Origin of the sequence: Psychromonas ossibalaenae ATCC BAA-1528 (assembly GCF_000381745.1) — a bacterium.
Lineage (GTDB): Bacteria > Pseudomonadota > Gammaproteobacteria > Enterobacterales > Psychromonadaceae > Psychromonas > Psychromonas ossibalaenae.
Genome location: NZ_KB906986.1, coordinates 54,334 through 77,087, shown reverse-complemented (window position 1 = coordinate 77,087; position 22,754 = coordinate 54,334). Strand labels below are relative to the sequence as shown.

16 protein-coding genes are annotated in these 22,754 nt (G+C 41.0%); 12 read left to right on the top strand and 4 right to left on the bottom strand.

Features of this window, described 5'->3' with window-relative positions; all coding sequences use genetic code 11:
* Positions 1–142 precede the first annotated feature (142 nt).
* Together G327_RS0111325 and G327_RS0111320 are read left to right on the top strand one after the other, a co-directional pair.
* On the top strand, positions 143–487 hold the full coding sequence (locus tag G327_RS0111325; RefSeq protein ID WP_019614894.1) for a hypothetical protein: 345 nt from the start codon (positions 143–145) through the stop codon (positions 485–487).
* Positions 488–548: 61 nt separating this feature from the next.
* The gene (locus tag G327_RS0111320; RefSeq protein ID WP_425413785.1) at positions 549–1,193 is read left to right on the top strand and encodes a Vat family streptogramin A O-acetyltransferase; all 645 of its coding nucleotides are present in this window, start codon (positions 549–551) and stop codon (positions 1,191–1,193) included.
* 121 nt (positions 1,194–1,314) lie between these two features.
* Here G327_RS0111320 and G327_RS0111315 read toward each other — a convergent pair whose 3' ends face one another.
* The gene (locus tag G327_RS0111315; RefSeq protein ID WP_019614892.1) at positions 1,315–2,373 is read right to left on the bottom strand and encodes a hypothetical protein; all 1,059 of its coding nucleotides are present in this window, start codon (positions 2,371–2,373) and stop codon (positions 1,315–1,317) included.
* A 470-nt stretch (positions 2,374–2,843) separates the two neighbouring features.
* On the opposite strand from G327_RS0111315, the gene G327_RS0111310 reads away from it, so the two are divergent.
* The 5 genes from G327_RS0111310 (at position 2,844) to G327_RS0111290 (ending at position 11,543) form a co-directional block, all read left to right on the top strand.
* Positions 2,844–4,730 carry a sensor domain-containing diguanylate cyclase gene (locus tag G327_RS0111310; RefSeq protein ID WP_019614891.1) on the top strand — a complete coding sequence of 629 codons (1,887 nt, stop codon included), beginning with the start codon at positions 2,844–2,846 and terminating at the stop codon, positions 4,728–4,730.
* 68 nt (positions 4,731–4,798) lie between these two features.
* Positions 4,799–5,560: an AAA family ATPase gene (locus G327_RS0111305; RefSeq protein WP_019614890.1), complete on the top strand. Its 762-nt coding sequence runs from the start codon at positions 4,799–4,801 to the stop codon at positions 5,558–5,560.
* Positions 5,561–6,139: 579 nt separating this feature from the next.
* Positions 6,140–7,909: a hypothetical protein gene (locus tag G327_RS0111300; RefSeq protein WP_019614889.1), complete on the top strand. Its 1,770-nt coding sequence runs from the start codon at positions 6,140–6,142 to the stop codon at positions 7,907–7,909.
* A gap of 717 nt (positions 7,910–8,626) precedes the next feature.
* Positions 8,627–10,396 (top strand): hypothetical protein, encoded by a 1,770-nt coding sequence (locus G327_RS0111295; protein ID WP_019614888.1) that lies wholly within the window; start codon positions 8,627–8,629, stop codon positions 10,394–10,396.
* Positions 10,397–10,916: 520 nt separating this feature from the next.
* Entirely contained in the window at positions 10,917–11,543 is a 627-nt protein-coding gene (locus tag G327_RS0111290) for a hypothetical protein (protein WP_019614887.1), read from the top strand.
* A gap of 169 nt (positions 11,544–11,712) precedes the next feature.
* On the opposite strand, the gene G327_RS26045 is transcribed toward G327_RS0111290, so the two are convergent.
* Positions 11,713–13,380 carry a hypothetical protein gene (locus G327_RS26045; protein ID WP_019614886.1) on the bottom strand — a complete coding sequence of 556 codons (1,668 nt, stop codon included), beginning with the start codon at positions 13,378–13,380 and terminating at the stop codon, positions 11,713–11,715.
* A 303-nt stretch (positions 13,381–13,683) separates the two neighbouring features.
* Between G327_RS26045 and G327_RS0111275 the strand changes: the two genes are divergently transcribed.
* The gene (locus tag G327_RS0111275) at positions 13,684–15,561 is read left to right on the top strand and encodes a DUF294 nucleotidyltransferase-like domain-containing protein (RefSeq protein WP_019614885.1); all 1,878 of its coding nucleotides are present in this window, start codon (positions 13,684–13,686) and stop codon (positions 15,559–15,561) included.
* Positions 15,562–15,571: 10 nt separating this feature from the next.
* The gene (locus G327_RS0111270; protein ID WP_019614884.1) at positions 15,572–16,288 is read left to right on the top strand and encodes a 3'-5' exonuclease; all 717 of its coding nucleotides are present in this window, start codon (positions 15,572–15,574) and stop codon (positions 16,286–16,288) included.
* Between the two features lie 72 nt (positions 16,289–16,360).
* Here G327_RS0111270 and G327_RS0111265 read toward each other — a convergent pair whose 3' ends face one another.
* The gene (locus G327_RS0111265) at positions 16,361–17,938 is read right to left on the bottom strand and encodes a BCCT family transporter (protein WP_019614883.1); all 1,578 of its coding nucleotides are present in this window, start codon (positions 17,936–17,938) and stop codon (positions 16,361–16,363) included.
* A gap of 512 nt (positions 17,939–18,450) precedes the next feature.
* Here G327_RS0111265 and G327_RS0111260 point away from each other — a divergent pair.
* The gene (locus G327_RS0111260; RefSeq protein ID WP_019614882.1) at positions 18,451–19,746 is read left to right on the top strand and encodes a hexokinase family protein; all 1,296 of its coding nucleotides are present in this window, start codon (positions 18,451–18,453) and stop codon (positions 19,744–19,746) included.
* 329 nt (positions 19,747–20,075) lie between these two features.
* On the opposite strand, the gene G327_RS0111255 is transcribed toward G327_RS0111260, so the two are convergent.
* Positions 20,076–21,014, bottom strand: coding sequence for a DMT family transporter (locus G327_RS0111255; protein WP_019614881.1), 939 nt, complete (start codon positions 21,012–21,014; stop codon positions 20,076–20,078).
* A 176-nt stretch (positions 21,015–21,190) separates the two neighbouring features.
* Here G327_RS0111255 and G327_RS0111250 point away from each other — a divergent pair, with 176 nt between their 5' ends.
* Together G327_RS0111250 and G327_RS0111245 are read left to right on the top strand one after the other, a co-directional pair.
* Positions 21,191–22,060 carry a helix-turn-helix transcriptional regulator gene (locus G327_RS0111250; protein ID WP_019614880.1) on the top strand — a complete coding sequence of 290 codons (870 nt, stop codon included), beginning with the start codon at positions 21,191–21,193 and terminating at the stop codon, positions 22,058–22,060.
* Between the two features lie 143 nt (positions 22,061–22,203).
* Positions 22,204–22,635 carry a VOC family protein gene (locus G327_RS0111245; protein ID WP_019614879.1) on the top strand — a complete coding sequence of 144 codons (432 nt, stop codon included), beginning with the start codon at positions 22,204–22,206 and terminating at the stop codon, positions 22,633–22,635.
* Positions 22,636–22,754: the final 119 nt, after the last annotated feature.

Below are 22,754 nucleotides of genomic sequence, written 5' to 3'. Positions count from 1 at the left end.
TTTACTTTATAGACGGATAAGAAGTTCAAATATATGCTTTGTTAATCATGCTATCGTTTTTTTTCAGGATGTAATAATCTGCTTGTTCAAATCAGCGGTTCATCAGGTATAACGAGGAAAGTATACTAAAGGAGAGGGAATTATGTATAAATCAACGGTTTATGTTTTTCTATCAATGCTGGTACTGCTGCTTAGCGGCTGTTCAACGGCCAGTCACGGTACATTTATTTCTAATACTTTTATTGATCAAAACATCCCTGCAAAAGGTTTATATGCGGCAGATGCTGTCGGCGAGTCTGCACAGACATGGTTTTTGTATATTATTCCAATGGGGGAGGCGCCTTCAACAAATGCCGCCATTGAAAATGCCAAACAGCAGAACCACGGTACTAAGTATCTCACCGATCTGTCTATTGATGATCGTACGGCCTGGCATTTTGGTTATTCTATCCAGTCTATAAAAGTTGAAGGAAAAGCTTATAAATGATTATTGTGTAATTGGTTGTGCTGTTTTTTGATAATTACTTTTTAGTGCAGTAAGTCCATAAATCAAGGAGAATATTTTGTTTGGCCCAAACCCGAATGAAAAAGAACCAATGAAAGGGTTCCCACAGGTTGGTTATCTTAAAAACTTCATTACAAGTGAAAATATTATCGTTGGTGACTACACCTATTATGATGATCCTGCTGGCCCGAAGAACTTTGAAAGTAATGTGCTTTATCACTTTCCATTTATCGGTGATAAGCTGATTATCGGCAAATTTTGTGCGATTGCAAAAGGCGTTAAGTTCATTATGAATGGTGCAAATCATAAAACTTCCGGCTTTTCTACCTACCCGTTTTATATCTTTGCAAACGGCTGGGAGAAAGTGATGCCTAAAGAAGGTGATTTACCGTTTAAAGGTGATACTGAAATAGGCAATGATGTTTGGATTGGTTATGACGTAACAATAATGCCGGGTGTTAAAATAGGGCACGGTGCTGTGATTGCAAGTAAATCCGTTGTTACAAAAGATGTTCCTGCTTATTGTGTTTTTGCAGGTAATCCAGCATCACATATTAAACAGCGCTTTGATCCGGTGGTAATAGAAGAGTTACTTCGATTAGCATGGTGGGACTGGTCATCAGAAAAAATAACCGCAAATTTAGAGGCAATTAGCGGATGTGAATTATCAGCACTGAAGCAGTTGTAATTTTTGGTTTTTTCATCCGGAAACGACTTCATATGTAAATCCAGATACTTGAGTAAGGCGATTTCTGCACCTTGAGACTGCTTGGATATAAATCTACTTGATATGATCTGTTTACATAAATTCAGCTGCCGTTTATGTGCAGGCGGTGCTTTTTTCTAAAGATAACAATCAAAAGCGCAGCCAGAGTCATTGACAGTGCATTAGGTGCGGGAGTCACAAAAATGCTGAATTTGTCACTGCTGTGTTCGCTGTTAAACAGTAATGCGAAATCGGTGTTAAAAATGTCCTGATCCAGCAGGTCCCAGTACCAGGTTTTTTGTGCCACGCCGATATCTACTTTAAGTGAAGCATCGAGGGTAAGAGCGATATCATTGACGAAGGTATTCTCCAGCATAATATCTGCTAGATAAAAGTCCCAGTAACCGTCTAAAGGCAGATCAAATCCTAAATTTATGCCTTCATTTGTGCCGAGGTTAAAATTCATAAAACGGCTGTAACCCGTATCTCTATGCCTGCCGAGAATTGAACCGTTTAACCCGTTTGCCCAGAAACTGGCCGTTTGTTCAATAGCAAGATCAATCCCGACATCAACTAAGCCGAGATTAACTCCCGGGTTGAGCAGGCCGAAGCTGTCTGAGCCCTGCTCAACTTTAGGGATTGTCAGGTCTATGCTGCCCCAGGGAGGCGGGAGCTGAAACGTAAATTCTTGAGGAAGCTGTGGTGTAAAAACTTCATCGATATCCAGTGAGTAATTTGCTGAAAAAACATTACCGGATCCGGTTACCGGAATGCCGAGAAGATGTGTATCAACAAACCAGTCGAAATCAATGTTAAGACCGGCAAATGTTGATAAAGACCCGGCTGCCGGACTTCCCTGAAAATTCAAATTTACACTGGTATGTGTACTTCCGGTAAGCTGATTGTCATAAGCAATGGACAAAAGGCCGTCAAAATCAGCGCTTACCGTGCCGCTGCTGGCTCTTAGCGTATATTCAAAGCCGGCCGCACCGCCGATTCTATCACTCTCTTCAATGCTGCCTATCGGTCCTCCCTGAGTCCACATACTCTGCTCTGGGGCATGAAAATTGAGCTGCTGGTTGAGGGTTATCGGTACTGCTGCCAGCGCTGGACAGAAAATAAAAATAAGGCTGCAGAGAATCTTCTTGTGTAGATTTTTCATGATGTGGCCCTCTATCAGGTTATGCATGTTTTCTATTTTCAGCGCAGTGCTGTTCTGCAGTAAACCGGTTCTTTGCCGCTAAACTTTGATACCTATAATTATAGTACTTTTTGTAAGGGCATAAGCCGGGTGGATCTGTTCAATCAATAACCTTCAGGGCTGAATTTTCTTGTACAGAGTTTATGGGATACAGCTGGCAGCTGTTCTTTTAAACAAACCGACTGGCTGGGGGAAGTTAATGATGGAAATCAATACATTCGATAAGATGTGTTGTGTCAAAGACAAATGCGCACACTGTGCGCTAACAAGGCGTCTGCCGAGATGTACTTTAATGTGGCGGTGATGGGGATAAAACATTGATTATTAATTGAGCGAACAGTCGCTGGGCAGGTATTTATGTACCCTATAATTTATCAAAGAGGCAGAAATCATGTATTGAATATAGGAATCAGGCAAAGCAGAGGTGAATAATGAATATCTATTTATTGCCGAATAAAAAATATCATCTCATTTTTGCACTTTATTTTGTTATTTTCGGGGTCATTGTTGCACTGCTGACTTCATTTATCACTTATCATTTCAGCATTGCAGATATTGATAAAGAGTTTCAGGAAAAATCAAATTCCAATATGGAATTCTCACGAGTTGTACTGCAAGACTATATAGTTGCGTCAGAAATGATTGTCTCTTCAATTACGCATAATAAATTAATAGAGCAGTATATTAAATCGAATAGCGCTGATGATAAAAGAAAGCTGCAGAGCCTTTTTCAGGGGGTTACTTACGCTAATAATGACATTGTGCAGCTGCGCTATATTGATGTTTCCGGAAGGGAAAATATTAGAATTGAGCGTAATAGAAAAACTAAAGAGCTGCATATTGTAAACGAAAGTGATCTGCAGGATAAAAAGCAGCGCTATTATTATAATGAGACCGCTGCATTAGATGCGCATCAGTTCTGGCACTCAAATATTGATCTCAACATTGAAAATAATAAGATTGAACAGCCCTTAAATCCAACCTTTAGAGTTGCGGCTCCCCTGTATATTGACGGACGTTTTGAAGGCATTGTGATCGTTAATCTGATGTTTGAAAAAATAATTAACTTATTGACTCATTCCGAAAATTTCAACATATATCTTACTGATCAGAAAGGAGAAATAATCAGCCAGCCGGATCGCGACAGGTCATGGAGCCGCTACTTTAAAAGCAACCCGAATATGTATGCGCTTTTTCCGGAGTATGTTGAAAAGATCCTGTCTCAGGAAATATTCAGCGCTGAAAAAATATATTCATACAGCCTGGGTGAGCTGTTTAAAAATAATGAGAGTATCAAAATTATTTTTGTGCCCGAGCAGGCTGCGGTACAAAAATTACAGAAAGCCAATATAGTTCTGGCACTGCTTCTTGCATTTACCGTTATTCTAATTTCAATTCCTCTGTCCGGGCTGGTGAGTATTATACCTGCAAAGCTGCAGTCCCAACTTGCAAAAGCTTATAAGGTAATAAGAGATGACGCTGCTATCATTGACAAAAATGTTATGATTGTCAGAACAGACAAACAGGGGACTATACAGAATGTCAGCACCTGGTTTACTAAGGTGACAGGTTATCAGCGTGATGAAGTTCTCGGTAAAAACCACAATATATTAAGGCATCTCGATACAACATTAGAAACATATACCAGCCTGTGGCAGACAATACTAAAGGGTAATACATGGGAAGGTCAGTTAAAAGATCTTAACAAATCCGGTGAAGAGATCTGGCTGAATACGGTTATTACACCTGAGTTTAAAGATAATAATACAGTTAGCGGTTTTACAGCGATTTCTCAGGATATTACTGCGCAGAAAGAAATTGAAAAGATGTCTATCACTGACAGTTTAACGGGTTTATATAATCGGCATAAGCTGGATCAGGTATTGTCTGCTGAAATATCCCGGTTTAAACGTTATCAGGCCCCATTTTCCCTGCTTCTATTTGACGTTGATTACTTTAAAAAGATTAACGATTGTCACGGACATTTAATCGGTGATGAAACCCTGATTGCTTTGGCAAAACTGCTGCAGGATAATGCGCGTGAGACAGACTGGGTGATCCGCTGGGGGGGAGAAGAGTTTTTAATTATTGCTGCAGGTACCGACATTGAAAACACCTGTTTTTTTGCTGAAAAATTACGGCTGACAATTGCGGAACATCATTTTTCTGTTATCGGTAAAGCGACCGCCAGCTGTGGAGTTGCACAATATAGAGAGGGGGAATCTGCAGAGGAGCTATTATCAAGAGTCGACAGCGCTCTTTATCAAGCTAAGCTGACAGGAAGAAATAAAGTGGTTAAAAGTACTAGTCCGGCTTAATAACTCTATCTGCTTTAATTACTCTGAATTATAATCATTTCCCGTACGCCCACTGTTAAGGTTTATCAATGAACTCCTTCGATGCAAAGCATTATTTGTTATCAGCTGTTCTTAAAGAACAAATGATAGAGTCATATTCTATTTACCCGTTTTGCTTACCGGCTGTAAAGGGATTAAGTACCAGGCTGGAGTTTCATGAGGCGGTTACTTTTATTGTTGGTGAAAACGGCTGCGGGAAATCAACATTACTGGAAGCTCTTGCTGTTTCTCAAGGATTCAATCCTGAAGGTGGCACAAAGAACTTTAATTTTTCTACAAGAAGTTCGCATTCAAGTTTAAGTGATTATATACGTATTGCAAAATCCATTAAACGCCCTAAAACCGGATACTTTCTACGTGCGGAAAGTTTTTATAATGTAGCAACTGAGATAGAAAACCTTGATAACGAGCCCTCATTTGGTCCGCCGATTATAGATTCATACGGTGGTATTTCTCTTCATGAACAGTCCCATGGAGAGTCTTTTTTTGCCTTAATGAAGAATAGATTCGGCAGAGAGGGCTTATATATTTTAGACGAGCCGGAGGCCGCACTTTCACCAGGCAGGCAGATGGCTATGATTTCATTACTGCATCAGCTAATCGGGCAGGGCTGCCAGTTTATCATCGCAACGCATTCACCTATCTTGCTTTCCTACCCAAATGCCGCCATATATGAAATAGGTGAGCGAGGTTTGGAAAAAACGCAATATGAAGATACAGATACCTATGCGATTACTAAGCATTTTCTTAATAATTATGAAAATATGTTAGAAATTCTGCTGGAAGGTTAGGGGCTGTTGATCTTTGCCGGTTGAATTTTGTTCTATCTAAAAGCGTTTTGATCGCGCCGAACGAGATGTGGCTTAGTCACCTAAGTAAATTTCGCTCAACAAAGAGCAAAACGCTTTGAGATGAACCTGAAGGGCAACGTTTGCTGACAAGATCGTATGCGTTATCGTCTATTTATGTAGAATAACTACACTACATAGACTCTGCCTTGTATAAATAGCCAGCAAACTGTTGCAAAAACAACCTTGAAAGATCAACAGCCCCTAATATTCAGGACTTGTTTAAACTCGTTAAGTGGTACTTTTCATTTTAGTTTTAATACGAGAACAATCACATTACAAGCGGTGTGTAGTTTGTTGGTGATGTTTTTGTGCTGTTTTGTTGTTGTGGTTTGCTTGTGCATGAGTGTGAGCAACTTATTGGTAGTGGTGTTTTCTTGTGGAGGTCCATTGTAAGCTGTTGATTGGTCGGCTGATTTTTATGTGCTTTTGTTTCGGTTGGTGATAAAATTCATGCTCGATTAATTTTGTCAAATTAACACCTAATAAGGGTTGGTTTGGCGGGTCGCGAAGAGTTATATCATGAGATACAAAAAGTCCCTGGTTGCATTAAGTGTTACCGGGTCATTGTTCTGTTCAAATATTTTAGCATCAGAAGTTATTACTGAAGAGCAGTACCGTGCCCTGCTGCCTAGTAATGGTTATCAGCTAATACTGGCAAATAAGACCACAGTTGACTACCACTGTAACATCAAAGAAGAGGGAGACAGGTTTGTTCTGGATCCGACAACTTGTGACCAAAGAACCATTGACTGGAAAAATGACTACCCGGACCAGATTGATCTGGGAATTTTAGGTATACCGTCAACGCTGAAGATGAAAGAGCATAAACTATGGGCGATGTCTTTTGCTCATGCGGCCATGAACAGTATGGTGCTAATGCAGTATGGGTTAGCAAAAGAGGGCGGCACATTCGATTTAGACCGTCCGTTTGCAACGGGTGAAAGTTTTGGCGATTATTTCATGAGAAATATGGGGCCGAATTATTATTTGTCGAAAGGCCTGCAGGAGTCATCGCTAGGTGATGATCTTCCGGACAGTCCGATGGGAGAAGGAGATGACGATGGTGTGCTGCAGGTAGAATACCCAGGAAGTGCCTGGGCTGAACTTCAGGGAGTTGCATCCGGTGGTTTTCCTGCTATTTTCGCACCGATGGACCCGGAAGTTGTGCTGAGTTCAAACAATGGTCCAGCCAGAAATGTACTTGGTTCAGCGAGTACCAGTGCTTATTACAATGCATCAGCAACGGCAATTAATACAGGTTCGTTAGAGTGGGATCAGAACCCAACCGGCCAGGCGAATCCGCAAAATAGACTGCATGAATTTATACAAGGTGCAGGCGATCCGGAAGCATTATCAAAGATGCTCAGCTTTATGTATAACCGCGGCCCTTATGCCGCCAAAGATCAGCCTTTGCGAACTGAAGATGTTTTTCAGCATTGTATGTCTCTTCCCGGTGATTTGGAAAATGACTGGACATGTTTTACTAAACAAAATGATTTTGGAACAAGATATATTCATCAGATACCGGATGTTACCAAGCAGTTGCTAAACTCAAAAAAAACTTACGAAGCACGGTTATCCTGGAGAGATTTAACAGCGTATTTAACACTGCTGACAAATTACGGTTTCTATGCGGAGTCTGATTACGATGCACTCGAAGCTGCTGTAAAAGTGGTATTTGATGCTAATGAGGAAAACAACAATATCAGCTACAAAGAAGACTTTGGTAAAGTTATTGAAGCAGTTGTGATTACTGTTCCGATTAAAACATTTGCAGAAGAAGGTCCGATTGAAGTTACTGAAGTGATGCCGGTTTATGTTGGTAAGGACATCAGCTCGAACTCTATGTATATGGCAGCGCATGATAGTAACGGCAGTTATGTTGTTAATGAATATTTAACGCCAAATGAGCATTTTGTACTGCCTTTTGATGCGACAGCCGCCACACTAAGTTACAGTGGTGTTAATTGTGAAGATTCATTTAATGAAGCTTTTCAAGCCTCCATTCCAAATGTTGACCCGAAGAACCCTATTCAGCTGAATATTCTTTTTGACGGAGATGACTGTAGTATTTATGAAAGTGAGTATGTGAAGCCTGAAGATGAAGAGCCTCTTCCGGAAGGAGAGTGGGATCCAGAAAAAACATATTCAGAAAGCTGTACACAGGTTACCTATGAAGGAGTTGAGTATAAAAATGAATGGCATGCCAATCCTGGAGAAGCGCCTGATGCAAATAATATATACGGAGTTTGGCGAGCGCCGGAATGGGCGAGCAGCACTTGTAAATAAGCGGGTGTTTTAATCAAAACTATATCGGACCGCCGGACATTAAAAGGCACAGATTGAATTATTAAAAAACAGTTTGTGATCTGTAGAATGTTCGGGGGGCCGTTAATCGCTGTCGTTATTAAAGCAGAAAGAGTTGATCGGGTTCATGTGGTTTATTGCATACCCTTTCCCATTCGACTGAAAGATTTTAAAACCGCTTTTCAGCAAAAGGGCTGCTGCGTTTGTTTCCACACCATAATCAGATTGGAAGTTTAATTAAACAAGGAGATGGAAAACCTATATGCCTGGATCTCGAGCAGAGAATGACTTTAATCGGTGAAAAAAAGTGCCGCAGATTATGGCTTTTAATTGATTAGCTGCTGATTAAAAGATATTGATGCCTGCGACTATAATAAATCCTTAATATATTACTTCTTACAATAAATACACTTTTGTCCGCAGCCGCCGAATATCCCTCCTGCCTATCACTTGTCTTATCCTCTTTCGATTTTGTCAAAGCAGTAATTCATACAAATAAATTGATTATTAATTATTATAATTGATTATAAATAATTCTAATTAATGGTAATTAACTTTTGCTGTTTGTTTTTTTTAGTATCTTGTTGATATGTTTTTGAGTGCGATGGCACAATAAATCATATTTGAATAACAACAATTCTTATTAAATTAACACTTACTAAATTTTACAACTTAAGTAAGTAACTAAGGAGTTACATTATGAAATACAAAAAATCACTAACGGCATTAAGTGTCGGCGCCTCATTGTTAAGCAGTAATATTCTCGCTTCAGAACTTATCAGTGCGGAGCAGTACCGCGCTCTTTTACCTTCTGACGGTTATCTGTTAACACTGGCAGATAAGACCACAGTTGATTATCACTGTGATATTAAAGAAGAGGGAGAAAGATATGTTCTGGATCCTGAAACCTGTGATCAGCGAGCGATTAACTGGGAAAGTGACTACCCGGACAGTATTAACCTGGGGATTTTAGGTACTCCCTCTGAGCTCACTATACAAGAACACAAACTCTGGGCAATGTCCTTTGCGCATGCCGCCATGAACAGTATGGTCTTAATGCAGTATGCATTAGCAAAAGAGGGAGGGACATTTGATTTAGAGCGTCCCTTTGCCACGGGTGAAAACTTTGGCGACTATTTTATGAGAAATATGGGCCCTAATTATTATTTGTCAAAAGGACTGCAGGAGTCATCTCTGGGTGATGATCTGCCGGATAATCCCATGGGAGAAGGCGATGACGATGGTGTACTGCAGGTAGAGTATCCAGGAAGCGCCTGGGCTGAACTGCAGGGCGTTGCATCAGGCGGTTTTCCTGCGGTTTTCGCCGCTATGAATCCGGAGGCTGTGCTGAGTTCAAACAATGGTCCGGCAAGAAATATCCTTGGTTCTGCAAGCACCAGTGCTTATTACAATGCATCAGCAACAGCAATTAATACCGGGTCATTAGAGTGGGATCAAAATCCCGATGGGCAGGCTAATCCGCAGAACAGACTGCATGAGTTTATACAAGGGGCAGAGGATCCGGAAGCCCTGTCAAAAATGCTCAGCTTTATGTACAACCGCGGCCCGTATGCGGCCAAAGATCAGCCTTTAAGAACTGAAGAGGTTTTTCAGCACTGTATGTCTCTTGCCGGTGATCTGGAAAACGACTGGACCTGTTTTACTAAGCAGAATGATTTCGGCACAAAATATATCCGTCAGATACCGGATGTTACCAGGCAGTTACTGGCTTCTGAACACAGTTATGAAGTACAGTTGACCTGGAATGATTTACAAGCGTATCTGACACTGCTGACAAATTATGGTTTTTATGCTCAGGCCGATTACGATACGCTTGAAACGGCAGTAAAAGCAGTTTTTGATGCCAGCCAGAAAGACGCAGCTATCAGTTACAAAAATGACTTCGGTAAAGTGATTGAAGCAATTATTACCTCGGTTCCAATTAAAACTTTCTCAGAGAAAGGCCCGATTGATCCTAGTAAGGAGATGCCGGTTTACGTAGCTGCGGATATTCTTCCTAATTCAATGTTTATGCAGGCACATAACAGCAGCAACAGTTACATTGTTAATGACTATTTAGTACCGAATAAGCATATTTCCTTACCTGTTGATACAACAGTGACGACATTAAGCTATAGCGGTGCCGATTGTGAAGATTCGTTCAATGAAGCTTTTCAAGTTTCCATTGAAAACATTGATCCGGAGAATCCAATTCAGCTGAATATTCTTTTTGAGGGAGATGACTGCAATATTTATGAAAGTGAATATGTAGAGGTTGAAGATGAGGAGCCGCTTCCTGAAGGCGAATGGGATCCAAACAAAGCATACCCGGAAAACTGTACACTGGTTACTTATGAGGGGGCTGAGTATAAAAATGAATGGTATGCCAACCCTGGTGAGAAGCCGGATCCTAATAATGAATGGGGAGTATGGCGAGGTCCTGATTGGGATAGCAGTACCTGTAACTAAACAGCTTGCTTACTAAAAACGGAGTTTTATTATTCAAAATTAAACCGGGCACCCAGAGATGAAATTAACTGCTGATATTGCAGAGTGTCCGGGTGCCCTGTGTAGATTACTGTTCAAATAGTACTTATTATATACACTTTTCCATGCAGTCTGTTCAGACTAGTGAGCTCTATAAAATGAGTGATATCGATAGAGTCTACTGCTGGGTGGTGTTTATGACCAGACTCTTTCAAGTTGAAATGATAAAGGGTTAATAAGTAACTATTTGGAAAAATAAAGCTTTAAGGTTTTGCCCTAGAAGTATCCGAATTTGTAATGAGTTTACCTGAAGATTCGAACTCTAAAGAATGAAAAGTATACGATAATATAAATGCTGCCGCACGGTTAGTAATTTATAAGGCATGTAAGCTAAAAGGAAGTAACTAAACGGCAGCATAGGACAAATGTCTGCTGTCATATTTTCTGTAGAAAACTTGCTCGTTGAGCCGGGTTTAATAGAAAACAGTCAATGGAGCGATATATGAAGATATACTTAGCAGCGTTACTGTTTCTTGTGTCATTTACAACACAAGCTAGCCAAAGGGCTGTGACGGAAGAAGGTAACATCGTAATACTGAATGATAATGGAACATGGGTGTATGAAACACCAGATGCAGTATACGGTAGTGAAATCCCGACCAACAAACAGAAATTTGTTAAACCTGAAGAATCAACATTCAAAGTTAAAAGCACACGAAATGATTCGGGAGTTTGGCTAGATGCCAAGAGTTGGGGGTTTAATAAAACAAGTTCAAACAGCGATGCTGAATACCAGTTTCAACTTAAAGGAGAAGATCTATACGGGATGTTAATCCCAGAACGAATTGAGATTAGATTAGAAGCGCTTGCTAAAATAGCTTTAGATAATGCAAAATTAGCTGCCTCAAATATAAAAAGAACAAAAATAGAGTACCGTGATGTCAATGGGCTAAAAGTCATTTACATGGAAATGCAGGGAACTATGCAGGGAATTGATGTGACCTATGCAGGATATTATTACTCTAATAAAACAGGCTCTACACAATTAGTAACGTGGACCGGAACAACCTTGTTTGAAAAGTATGAAAGTGAAGTTCATAACTTCCTTAATGGTTTTGTTGGCCAATAGTATAAGGTAAATCAATAAGATGCGTACAGTTGATAAATGCGTTGATAGCGAAGGGCGCTATATTTCTGCAAAGAAGATGGGTAATTTTGCATGGGCGGTGCAAACACTTTGTAAGAAAATTGAGTCGCAGCTAACAAACAGATAAAAATATTTACCGAGACTGTAAATGTTAATTAAAGATCCTGGACTGATATAAACGGCTTTTACTTTCCCGGTAATGAGCGAGTTTTTCCCGGTTTTCTTTGAGGCTGTCTAATAAACTGCCTAATCTGTCTTCTTTTGTATTCTGCTCTTTTTCATAGTTGTCCAATCTGTTTGACAGCTCATTCAAACGTTCTAGTGCATCTTGGGCAGCAAAACTTATTCTATGGCTGTTTTTGCTGTTACTTTTATCTGATGATGCCTCACCTGTTGTCTCTTTGCTTGCCTGTTTTTTGCTGTTGGTGCTTCTTATTGTACTGCTGCTGGTTTGTTCCTGCTGATTTTTAACTGTTTCTTGTAAGTCTACTGGTGCTGCTGAAGCTGCTGGCGATTCCTGATTAATGACAGGCGCCTGCGTCGTTATGTCTGTTCCCGTCTGGCTGCTGTTTTCTGTGGTTACCTCAGCCTGCATAGGGGGTAGAGAGATGTTGCCCGGTTCAATATCAATTACAAAGTTTTCCTCTGGGAATTTATCTTTTAAGCGGTCAAATACTGCTTCAAGCCCATCCTTTTCGTTTTCCTTTTGAACCGCTAAATCTATCTGCTGCATACTTGAGACTTCACCGTTTTCTTTTAAAAACAGACCTGTTCTCTGTACTTTTCCCAGTAAGTTATTTTGCTTGTCGGTCAGATCAAATTCTGAAGAGGTAGAGCCTAAATATATAGCGCCTACTCCTGCATCCTTTAGGCTGACTAGCGTGTCTAAGCCGTCGGCATCTTTGGTCCAGACCTGTAATTTTTCGAATATTTCATCATTTTCATCAATCCACAGATTGCCGTCAGCATCGTACTGCGCCAGCTCATCAAACCCTTGTCCTGTTTGTGCGCCAAACAGCTCCGTTCCGTTATTTATACTGCCGTCGCCATTTTTATCTAAAACCAGCAGTCCGCTGCCGGGTTTTACAAATGCAATATTGTCCTGCTCACCATCAGAATCAATGTCAAATTGAAAACTTGTTTCGCTGAGTTCAACGGGAGCACCGGATAGGTTAATCACTAACGGATCTTTTAATATTCCTTGTGATAAATTAACGTTAAGGCTCTGCTCTAACTCATATGAGCGCTGCATCGATAGTTCAAGTGCAAAGTCTACGGTACGACCATCTTCTAATTCTACTTTACCGAATGCTCTGACCTGCATATTCTGCTCTTCTTTAAGCAGGTGATAACTTTCGAACTGCATCTGCATCTGCAGCTGATCGGATAACGGGGGGCTTGCCTGCCACTCACTTTGGTCAACGGAGAGCTCGTTGTTGATTTGTTGAAACAGGGGGTGATTAGCAGAAGGCTCGCTGTCAGCTATGCGCGGACCTTCAATAAAGAATTCACTGTTAAATACTAATACCTGCTTATTAAGAAGTCCGGAAACCACCTCGTTAACAGCCTGCTCATTGGTTATTTTAGTTTTTTCATTTTTATCTGCAGATGTGACTTCACTAATGCTTTGACTTTCCAGCTGCTTTTTTGCCAGATAACGAGCGCTATAGGTCTGGTTTAATGTCAGTTGTGAACCAATATTATTAATTTGTGTTTCTGGTGCCTCTACGGACAGGGTACGTTGTTGTGTTTCCTGCTGAGTCTCTATTTTTTTACCGCTGTTGGACCATAGTTGAATGTTAGAGTCACTAATACGCATGATGCCGCCTTCGCAGATAATGGTGATTATTTACCATATCGGCCGATGTGATTTATTCTTGACTAAAAATTTTGATTGATTGTTTGTCGAAGAGGCTAAGGGGGCTTTAAATTGGTTCCTGTTTGATTTTTCGTTTGTATAATGGTGTTGTGACTTTGCTAAATCACTTACGGAATAATCAACGTATTGTTCCTATTGATTTTTCCGTCGAATAAATACAACGCTTAATGATTGGCATTGCTAGCAACACGTGTAATATAGCTGTAAATCAAACTATTTTTTATCTCACTAATCGAGGGAATAATGGAAGTCGAACTACTAGAAATTCAAGATTTTATCAGCCAGTATGCCCCTTTTGATCAACTTCCGGCAGAAGCATTACTTGAAGTGACACGAAGTGTTGAAATATCTTACTACCGGGCTGACAGCCGCATTATTGATTTTGGTGATAAAATTCATGATCTGTATATGATACGCAGTGGGGTGGTGGAGATATACCGCCGTAATGGTGATCTTTATAACCGCCTAGACCAGGGGAAGTTATTCGGACAGATGGGGCTGCTGACCCGCAATAAAGTGCGTTTTCCTGCTAAAGCAGTAAAGGATACGCTTTTATATTGTATTCCTGAGTTCATTTTTAATGATTTGTGTGAGCGTTATGAGGATTTTGCTGACTTTGTTGAGGCAGAAGACAGTACCCGCTTAAAACAAGCGGTAGAAAGTAAAAGTGATGATGCCAATGCGCTGACGACTTCCAAAGTGAAAACCCTGCTGACGCGGGAACCGCTGATGCTTGCTAACAGCAGTTCTATTCAGTCTGTTGCGCAGATAATGGCGGAAGAAAATATCTCCGCAGCACTGATTACTGATCCGGATGTAGACGATCAACAGGGTAACAGTTTTGTTGGTATTATTACTGAGCATGACCTCTGTGCTAAAGTGATCGCATCGGGATTAAGTGTTGATAATCCAGTTTCTGAAGTGATGTCGACCGAGTTAATCTCACTGGACCATAACGCTTATATCTTTGAAGCGATGCTGATCATGCTTCGTTATAATGTTCACCATCTGCCTATTCTTAAAAATAAACAACCCATTGGTTTGATTGAAGTCTCTGACATTATCCGCTATGAATCTCAAAATAGTCTGTTATTTGTAAGCAGTATTTTTCAGCAGCAGAGTACAGAGGATTTAGTCCTTCTCTCTACGCAGTTAAAAGACTGTTTTGTACGTATGGTTAATGAAGATGCCAATTCTCATATGGTGGGCCGCGCAATTTCGGAAATCGGCCGCAGCTTTAAACAGCGGTTATTAGAACTCGCAGAAGAGAAATTCGGCCCGCCGCCAGTCCCTTACTGTTTTTTAGCGCTTGGCTCAATGGCACGTGATGAGCAGCTGATAGTCACGGATCAGGACAATGCTTTTATTCTCGATAACAGTTATGAAGTCAGTCAACATGGTGAATATTTTGAAAAACTAGCCAGTTTTGTCTGCGACGGCCTGGCCGCCTGTGGTTATAGTTACTGCACCGGAGATATTATGGCAACCAATCCGGAGTATCGTAAAACTCAGTCGCAGTGGGAAGATTGTTTTGCAGACTGGATAGATAACCCCAACCCGCAGGCTTTATTAAACAGTTCTATTTTCTTTGATCTTACTGGCGTTTACGGCCGGGTAAAATGGGCAGAACAGCTAAATGGCTTTATTCTGCGTAGGGCCAGAAAAAATAACCGCTTTTTAGCCTGCCTGGCGCGTAACGCGCTTAACCGCAAACCCCCATTGGGATTCTTTAAAGATTTCGTGATGGAAAATGACGGACGCCATAACAACTCGATTAATTTAAAACGCCGTGGTACAGCCCCATTGGCGGATCTGATCCGGGTACACGCACTCGCCATTGGTTCCCAGTCACAAAATTCATTTGACCGCTTAGAAGATATTATTGAGGCGGGCATTCTGCCAAAATCCAAAGGAGCAGATCTGCAGCATGCTATGGAGCTCATCTCTCTGGTGCGTCTGCGCCATCAGGCATTAGATATTGAGTCTGAAATTGAGCCGGATAATAATATCGAGCCTGAAAATATGTCTGATTTTGAAAGACGTAATCTTAAGGATGCCTTTCTGGTTTTGAGCAATGCACAGAACTTTTTGAAATATCGTTATAGTGCCAACAAACTTTAAAGGTTAATGAATGCATAATTTTACTAATAAAGAGATCTTAAACTGGGATGCTTTTTTACATGTAAAAGCGAAGGAAAGTAAAGATCTGCGTCTACAGAAGTTTTATAACACCGGCACTTATCATGATGAAACTAAATTAAGTGATATTGATTTTGTAGCACTTGATTTTGAAACTACCGGCTTAGATTCGCAGCAGAACAGCATCATCAGTATCGGCCTGGTACCCTTTAATTTACAACGAATTTTTTGCCGGAAAGCCAAAAGCTGGTATATCAATCCGCAGGATAATTTAAAAGAAGACTCGATTATTATTCATGGTATCACCCACTCGGACTTGGAAGATGCACCTGATTTACGGCGTATTCTGGAGCGTCTTTTAGACGAACTTGCTGGGAAAGTGGTGGTGGTTCATTATCGCCGCATCGAGCGGGATTTTTTTGATCGAAATTTACGTGCTCTGATTAATGAAGGTATTGTCTTTCCTGTTGTTGATACCATGCAGATTGAGGCCGATATCCAGCGGACCCATTCGCAGGGGATTATTAACTGGCTTAAGGGTAGGCGATCTGAATCAATCCGTCTTGCAAACAGCCGTTTACGTTACAGCTTACCTACTTATCAACCTCACGATGCGTTAACTGATGCTATTGCAACTGCGGAGTTATTACAGGCGCAGATTAGGCATCATTTCAGCCCTGATACCGCTATTAAAAAACTGTGGTTGTGATGAAATAAGAAAATAAAAAAGCCGATTGATTATTAATCAATCGGCTTTTAATTTATTTAACGTTTATTAAACCTATTTTCTATGCTTTTCTGTGCGCATGCCCATTAACAAGCTTACACACATTATTAATAAAATAATGGTAAAGGGCAGGGCAGTAGAAATAGTTCCTGCTTGTAACGCTTGAATCGCCTCGGTGCCGCCAATCCAGAGTAAAGCTGCTGCGATAGCGCCCTCGATTGCAGCCCAAAAAACACGCTGTGGAATAGGAGCGTCAACTTTACCGCCTGCGGTAATGCTGTCTATTACCAGTGAACCGGAATCTGAAGAGGTAATAAAGAAAACCAGCACCAGTAATACAGCAAGCATGGATAATAAGCTGCCTAGTGGTAGTGCATCAAACATCTGGAACATGGCAAGAGGAACATCTGTCAAACCTTCAGAGCCTAATGTACCGACATTATTAATGATCTGGTCAATAGCGACACCACCGAAAACTGACATCCACAATACAGTTACTGCGGTCGGTACAATTAATACTGCGGTAATAAATTCACGTACAGTACGGCCGCGAGAGATACGCGCTATAAACATACCAACAAATGGTGACCATGAAATCCACCATGCCCAGTAGACGACTGTCCAGCCGTGCATCCAAGTTTGATCTTCACGGCCGATTGGATTGCTTAAAGGGATAATATTTTCAGCATAAGCCATTATCGTTGTTGGAATGGTGCCCATCGAAACCGCAAAAGTAACCAGCGCAACAAATACCACCAATACAATAGCAAGTAACATATTAATGTTACTAATGACTTTAACACCGCCTTCAAGGCCGCGAATAACAGAGACAACCGCAAGCAGAGTAACCACCACAATAATGCCTACCTGCAGGGGAAGGTCGCCTGCAATTCCAAATACATGCTGGAAACCACTGGCCGCTTGTTGTGCCCCTAAACCTAATGATGTTGCAAGACCAAACAGGGTTGCTAATACCGCTAGAATATCGACGACATGTCCTGCCCATCCCCAGGTGCGATCTCCCAAAATAGGATAAAAGATAGAACGCATCGAAAGCGGCAGGCCTTTGTTATAGGCAAAAAAGGCTAATGATAATGCCACCACGCCATAAATAGCCCAAGGGTGCAGTCCCCAGTGGAACATTGTTGCTCCGAGAGCAAGCTGAGCAGCTTCCGGTGTATTCGCTGCCACATTAAGCGGCGTTTCATACCAGCCGGTATAATACGCGACGGGCTCTGCAACTCCCCAGAACATTAAACCTATGCCCATGCCGGCTGCAAACAGCATAGCTACCCATGAAAGCGTTGAATAATCAGCTTCTGCATCATCGCCGCCTAAGCGAATTTTTCCGTAAGGTGATACGGCCAGCCCCAGACAGAAGATGACAAAAATATTTGCAGACCACATAAATAAGCCGTCAAATGTATCAATAATCTGCCCTTTTAAACCATCTAATGCGGCTTTAGATGTCTGCGGCTCAACGACCAAAATGGCAATTAAAAAAATGGCAATTAAACCTGCACTGATACCAAAAACCGGGTTGTGTACATCAAATCCCCATTTTTGAACGTTATCCTGCCCGACAGTATAATCGGTGTTATCTATACTGTATTTATCCTTATTTAAACTCATTAATCCTCATTTAGAGCACTTTCGCTCTGTCTTGTGTATTTATGTCGCAGAAAAGATTTTAGCAAATACTGCAGTAGATTTCATAAAAATTAATTAAACAGTTATTTTATCAGGGAAAATATGCGCAAGAATTCCTCATTCCTGTGCTCTGCTCTGCCTCTTAACAGCTTGTGTTTAACATGCTGCTGAACATGTGAATTCCACGCAGAACTGGGTAACGAAACAAAATATGGACAGGATGAGCTTTTTGTTTAATGTATAAAATGACCGTTTTTTAAATCAGATAAGAATAAGAATCATAACTATTTAATTGTATTGAATATTTTTATGACCTTGTTGATTATCGGAGTATTAATTTCGCCTTGTCTCAGATAAAATTAGTGAAACTGTATTATGGGGGAAAACGGATGTCCTGCATTTTGACATTTTTTTGTGTCGAGAATGCCTCTGCAAAGAAACTTTTAATTACGAATTTAGAATCATTATTAGGTAAATTATAAAGGATCCAAGTTATGTTAGTTACAAAGAGTAAAGTTGATAGTTTTTTAAAAAAGAATGAAATGTCTGCAAGTGGAATTGATGCCGATGCCATGCTTGATGATTTCTGTTCTGAGATGCGTGACGGTTTAGCTGGAAATGACTCATCTCTGGCAATGATTGCATCCTACGTAAGTGCTGATTCTTCAGTGCCGGCTAATAAACCGGTCATTGTTCTGGATGCCGGCGGTACTAATTTACGTGTTTGTACTGCGTCATTTGACGAACATGGCCGTGTGGATATTGAACATTTTAAGAAATACCAGATGCCGGGTATTGCACATGAATTAAGCAGAGAGGAATTCTATACAGCCCTTTGTGATTATCTTGAGCCGGTTATCAATAAGTCTGATTCAATTGGTTTTTGTTTTTCCTACCCGACGGAGATTTCTCCTGAAAAAGATGGAAAACTGCTGTGCTGGACCAAAGAAGTAAAAGTGCCTGAAGTTGTAGGAGAATACATTGGTGCAGGTCTTCTTGAAGCGCTGGCAGAAAGAGGGCACAAAGGCAAAAAACTGGTACTGTTAAATGATACCGTGGCTGCGCTTCTTGCCGGTAAAGCGGTTGGCGAACAACGCAGATGTGACGGTTATATCGGATTTATTCTTGGAACCGGTACAAATACCGCGTATGTTGAAAGTAACCGTAATATTGATAAGATTGAATCTGTTGACGGAGCGCAGGTTATTAATGTTGAGTCTGGTAATTTCAATAAATGTCCGCAGGGTATTATTGATAAACAGTTTGATGCATCAACGGCAAACCCTGGCGCTTACATTTTTGAAAAGATGATTTCCGGCCGCTATCTTGGTGAAGTTGCTCTTGAAGGAATCAAGCAGGCTGCCAAAGACGGTTTGTTCTCTGAATCTGCAGCTGCTGAAATTAGTGCTTTAAACTGTTTGGAAACTGCTGATTTAAGTCTGTTTCTTGAAAACCCGTTTAATGTCGTTGCGCCGTTCTGCAGTGATGCCATTCTCGAAGCGGATCGTGAAATATTATATTACCTGGTACTTGATCTGATTGACCGCTCTGCAAAATTAACCGCAGTTAATATCGCAGCCGCTGTTGTTAAAGGAGATGCAGGACGCAGTCCTTTATATCCGGTATGTATTAATGTTGACGGCTCGACCTACCATAAACTGCATGGTTTACGTGCTAAGTGTGAAGCTTACCTTAGCGACCTGCTTAACAGCCGCGGTTACTACTTTAAAACGATTGAAGTAGAAAATGCGCCGGTTATCGGCAGTGCAATTGCTGGCCTTGTTGGATAAGTTTTCTAAATCAGTTAGTTAGAAAGGCTTGCAGTTATCTGTAAGCCTTTTTTTGTTTTTATTTGGAAGTGCGGTTTTAACTGCGTAATACTGATACCAATCTGTATAAATATCTGATCAGTCTTACTGGTTAAAATTAACGATAGCTTCGTTGTCTTCAATCTCAATAGCCGGCTATTGCTCAATCAAACGCCTTACTATCATTAATTTTCCCTTCGTAATTTCAGGCCATTTAATTATGCGGAATGGTATGAGTAGAGGCAGAAGCTTCATTCCCTAAAAGAGTTCATAATATTAAGCGGATTGGTATAACTCGTCCCATTCCACTTTTAATTTCCCAGTACAGATTCCTTTTCTGATTTTTCGGCTGTCACTTTAGTTCGATTAAACAGAGAAAACAGCGGTTTTTTGTACTGGGTTAAAAAGCTGCCCAATACTGCAGACAGCAGACCGACACTTGAGTATGTTGTCCATTGATAATCTTCATAAACACTCGATACCAGCAGCGCAACAATGGGGGTAATAACTAACAGATATGCGGCGCTGTTGGCTCCGATGCGGTCAACTAAAACTAGGTAAACGGTAAACCCAATCACTGATGCCGGCACTGCTAAATAGAATAAACTGCCTAAGTACAGAGGGCTGATGCTGATTTCAAAGGCCAGCCCTTTGAAAGTAATTAAAGAAAATAAAGCGATGCAGCCGTACAGCATGGCATAACTGGTAGCAGTAAAGGGCTGAATACTGCCGCGGCTGTTACGAATACTGATCATATTTCCAATTGAGAAACACCAGGTACCAGCCAGCGCATAAGCTAAGCCTATCAATACTTGTACTGACCAGTCTGTCTGCAGCAGGTCTCCGGCAAACAGCAGGCTAATACCAGTAAGTCCGACTGCAACACCAAGCCAAAAGTTCTGACTAGTCGGCGTTTTATAAAATAATTTACCATGCACAGCATTGAAAATAGGGGCTGTGGCCATTACCACTGCAGTCAGGCCGCTGGCGATATAACTTGTGGAGCTGTAAAACGCGATAAAATTACAACAGAATAAACACAATCCCTGCAGAGCAAAAAACAGATGTTGACGGCGGTTGGTTTTCTGCAGTTTTTTTAAATACCAGCCGCCGATAAACATAAGACAGGCAGCAATTGCAAAGCGGTAGAATATCGAGACCTCCATCGGCACGGGACCATGCTGCCATTTGATAGCTATCCAGGAAAAGCCCCAGGTTAAGATCATTACAAAATATAATAGTGCAGACATTTTATCTCCTTATTGAACACTTCTTACCACACTATTATTGTCTGTACGGCGAAAGGCTTCTGTCACGAACTTTGCAAAACTATCACGATATTGCGCTTTTATTTTCTGATTTCTTGAGCGGTCTGCTGTTAACGGTTAGGCTTATTAATAAGTGTTATAAAAGGATGTGCATATTGATGAAGGATAAACAGGGAAAAGATATCAGCTTTGAACAGTCGAGTAAGGTCTGTTTCCGGCAAAAATCCTTAAACGGCGGGTTAGCGTGGGCGCATTATCAGAATGATCATGAGCGGTTATTTTATGCTAACGACAAACAGCATACATTAAGCATGTATCTCAGCGGCGGGTTTGAAACCCACAGAACGGATATTCGCTCTGGTTATGGTGCGCCGGGACGTTTTTGTCTGATGCCTAAAGACAGTGAAAGTCACTGGCAGCTTGGTCGTCCGCAGCAGTTTATGCACCTCTATTTTGATGATAATTATTTAAAACAATTAGCTTTGAAAACTTTTGATATAGATCCGCGCAGACTTTCATTACCCGAGCTTACCTTTGCCGAAAACAGCGGATTAGAATCAATGTTCCGCCATCAAATGGTTAACAGCGACTGGTGTGATACTAATAATCACATGTTAATGGAGCAGGTGACTAATACAATTTTAGTTACCATGCTGCAGAATTTAGGGGCTGCTAAATTTACCGATACAGTGAAAGGCGGCTTAGCGCCGACAGTGCTGGCGCAGGTTTGTGATTATATCCATACGTATTCTCATCGGCAGATATTTCTTGCTGAATTAGCGGCTGCCGCGCAGTTAAGTGAGTATCACTTCTGCCGTATGTTTAAAGAAAATATGGCGCAGACGCCGCAGGAATATATAACCACAGTTCGAATTAAACAGGTAAAACTGCTTGCTTCAACAACCAGGCTGTCGCTTGCTGATATCGCGCTGCAGTGCGGTTTTTCTAATCAAAGTCATATGGGACGCTGCTTTAAAAAGCTTCTTGGCATCACCCCTAAACAGTATCGTAATCATTTATCAGGTTAAATTTTTAGTGCAGTAAAAACGGCATCGCGTTATATTTACCTTCTTATTTCACTCTATGCGCCTCGCAGTAACTGATATCTTTTTTAGTCGCTGAACTCTAGTGTTTACGGCGCATAAGTTCCCCTCTCATTTCAAGGATAATAATGAAGCAGTCAATCGTGCATATTGCGTTAGTGGTCAAGGATTATGATGAAGCTATTGATTTTTATGTCAATAAGTTGAAGTTTGAACTGCTGGAAGATACTTACCAGCCGGAGCAGGACAAACGCTGGGTTGTTGTTTCTCCTCCTGGTTCAAAAGGAGTCAGCCTGTTACTCGCTCGTGCATCGAAGCCGGAGCAGCATGACTTTATCGGCAATCAGTCCGGCGGACGCGTTTTTCTGTTTTTGAATACCGATGACTTCTGGCGTGATTATAAGCGTATGCTGTCAGAAGGTATTAAGTTTATCAGACCGCCTAAAGAGCAGGATTATGGAACCGTGGCAGTATTTGAGGATCTTTACGGCAACCTATGGGATTTACTGCAGTTAAATGAAGATCACCCGATGTCGATTAGAACGGCAGGTGGTGATTAAAAGTAAAATTAACTTCAGGCTGTGTATTAGTGTATATTTTCTTCTATTAAATGGTGCACAGGCACTGTTATACCCAAACTGCTTGAATATGCAGGAATCTGCATATTCAAGTAGTTTGG

Bases quoted from the DNA above. Each gene is read 5' to 3' on its own strand.
- G327_RS0111270 (WP_019614884.1), top strand. From the start codon at position 15,572: ATGCATAATTTTACTAATAAAGAGATCTTAAACTGGGATGCTTTTTTA.
- G327_RS0111310 (WP_019614891.1), top strand. From the start codon at position 2,844: ATGAATATCTATTTATTGCCGAATAAAAAATATCATCTCATTTTTGCA.
- G327_RS0111305 (WP_019614890.1), top strand. From the start codon at position 4,799: ATGAACTCCTTCGATGCAAAGCATTATTTGTTATCAGCTGTTCTTAAA.
- G327_RS0111325 (WP_019614894.1), top strand. From the start codon at position 143: ATGTATAAATCAACGGTTTATGTTTTTCTATCAATGCTGGTACTGCTG.
- G327_RS0111290 (WP_019614887.1), top strand. From the start codon at position 10,917: ATGAAGATATACTTAGCAGCGTTACTGTTTCTTGTGTCATTTACAACA.
- G327_RS0111300 (WP_019614889.1), top strand. From the start codon at position 6,140: ATGAGATACAAAAAGTCCCTGGTTGCATTAAGTGTTACCGGGTCATTG.
- G327_RS0111245 (WP_019614879.1), top strand. From the start codon at position 22,204: ATGAAGCAGTCAATCGTGCATATTGCGTTAGTGGTCAAGGATTATGAT.
- G327_RS0111255 (WP_019614881.1), bottom strand. From the start codon at position 21,014: ATGTCTGCACTATTATATTTTGTAATGATCTTAACCTGGGGCTTTTCC.
- G327_RS0111250 (WP_019614880.1), top strand. From the start codon at position 21,191: ATGAAGGATAAACAGGGAAAAGATATCAGCTTTGAACAGTCGAGTAAG.
- G327_RS0111260 (WP_019614882.1), top strand. From the start codon at position 18,451: ATGTTAGTTACAAAGAGTAAAGTTGATAGTTTTTTAAAAAAGAATGAA.
- G327_RS0111275 (WP_019614885.1), top strand. From the start codon at position 13,684: ATGGAAGTCGAACTACTAGAAATTCAAGATTTTATCAGCCAGTATGCC.
- G327_RS0111315 (WP_019614892.1), bottom strand. From the start codon at position 2,373: ATGAAAAATCTACACAAGAAGATTCTCTGCAGCCTTATTTTTATTTTC.
- G327_RS0111295 (WP_019614888.1), top strand. From the start codon at position 8,627: ATGAAATACAAAAAATCACTAACGGCATTAAGTGTCGGCGCCTCATTG.
- G327_RS26045 (WP_019614886.1), bottom strand. From the start codon at position 13,380: ATGCGTATTAGTGACTCTAACATTCAACTATGGTCCAACAGCGGTAAA.
- G327_RS0111265 (WP_019614883.1), bottom strand. From the start codon at position 17,938: ATGAGTTTAAATAAGGATAAATACAGTATAGATAACACCGATTATACT.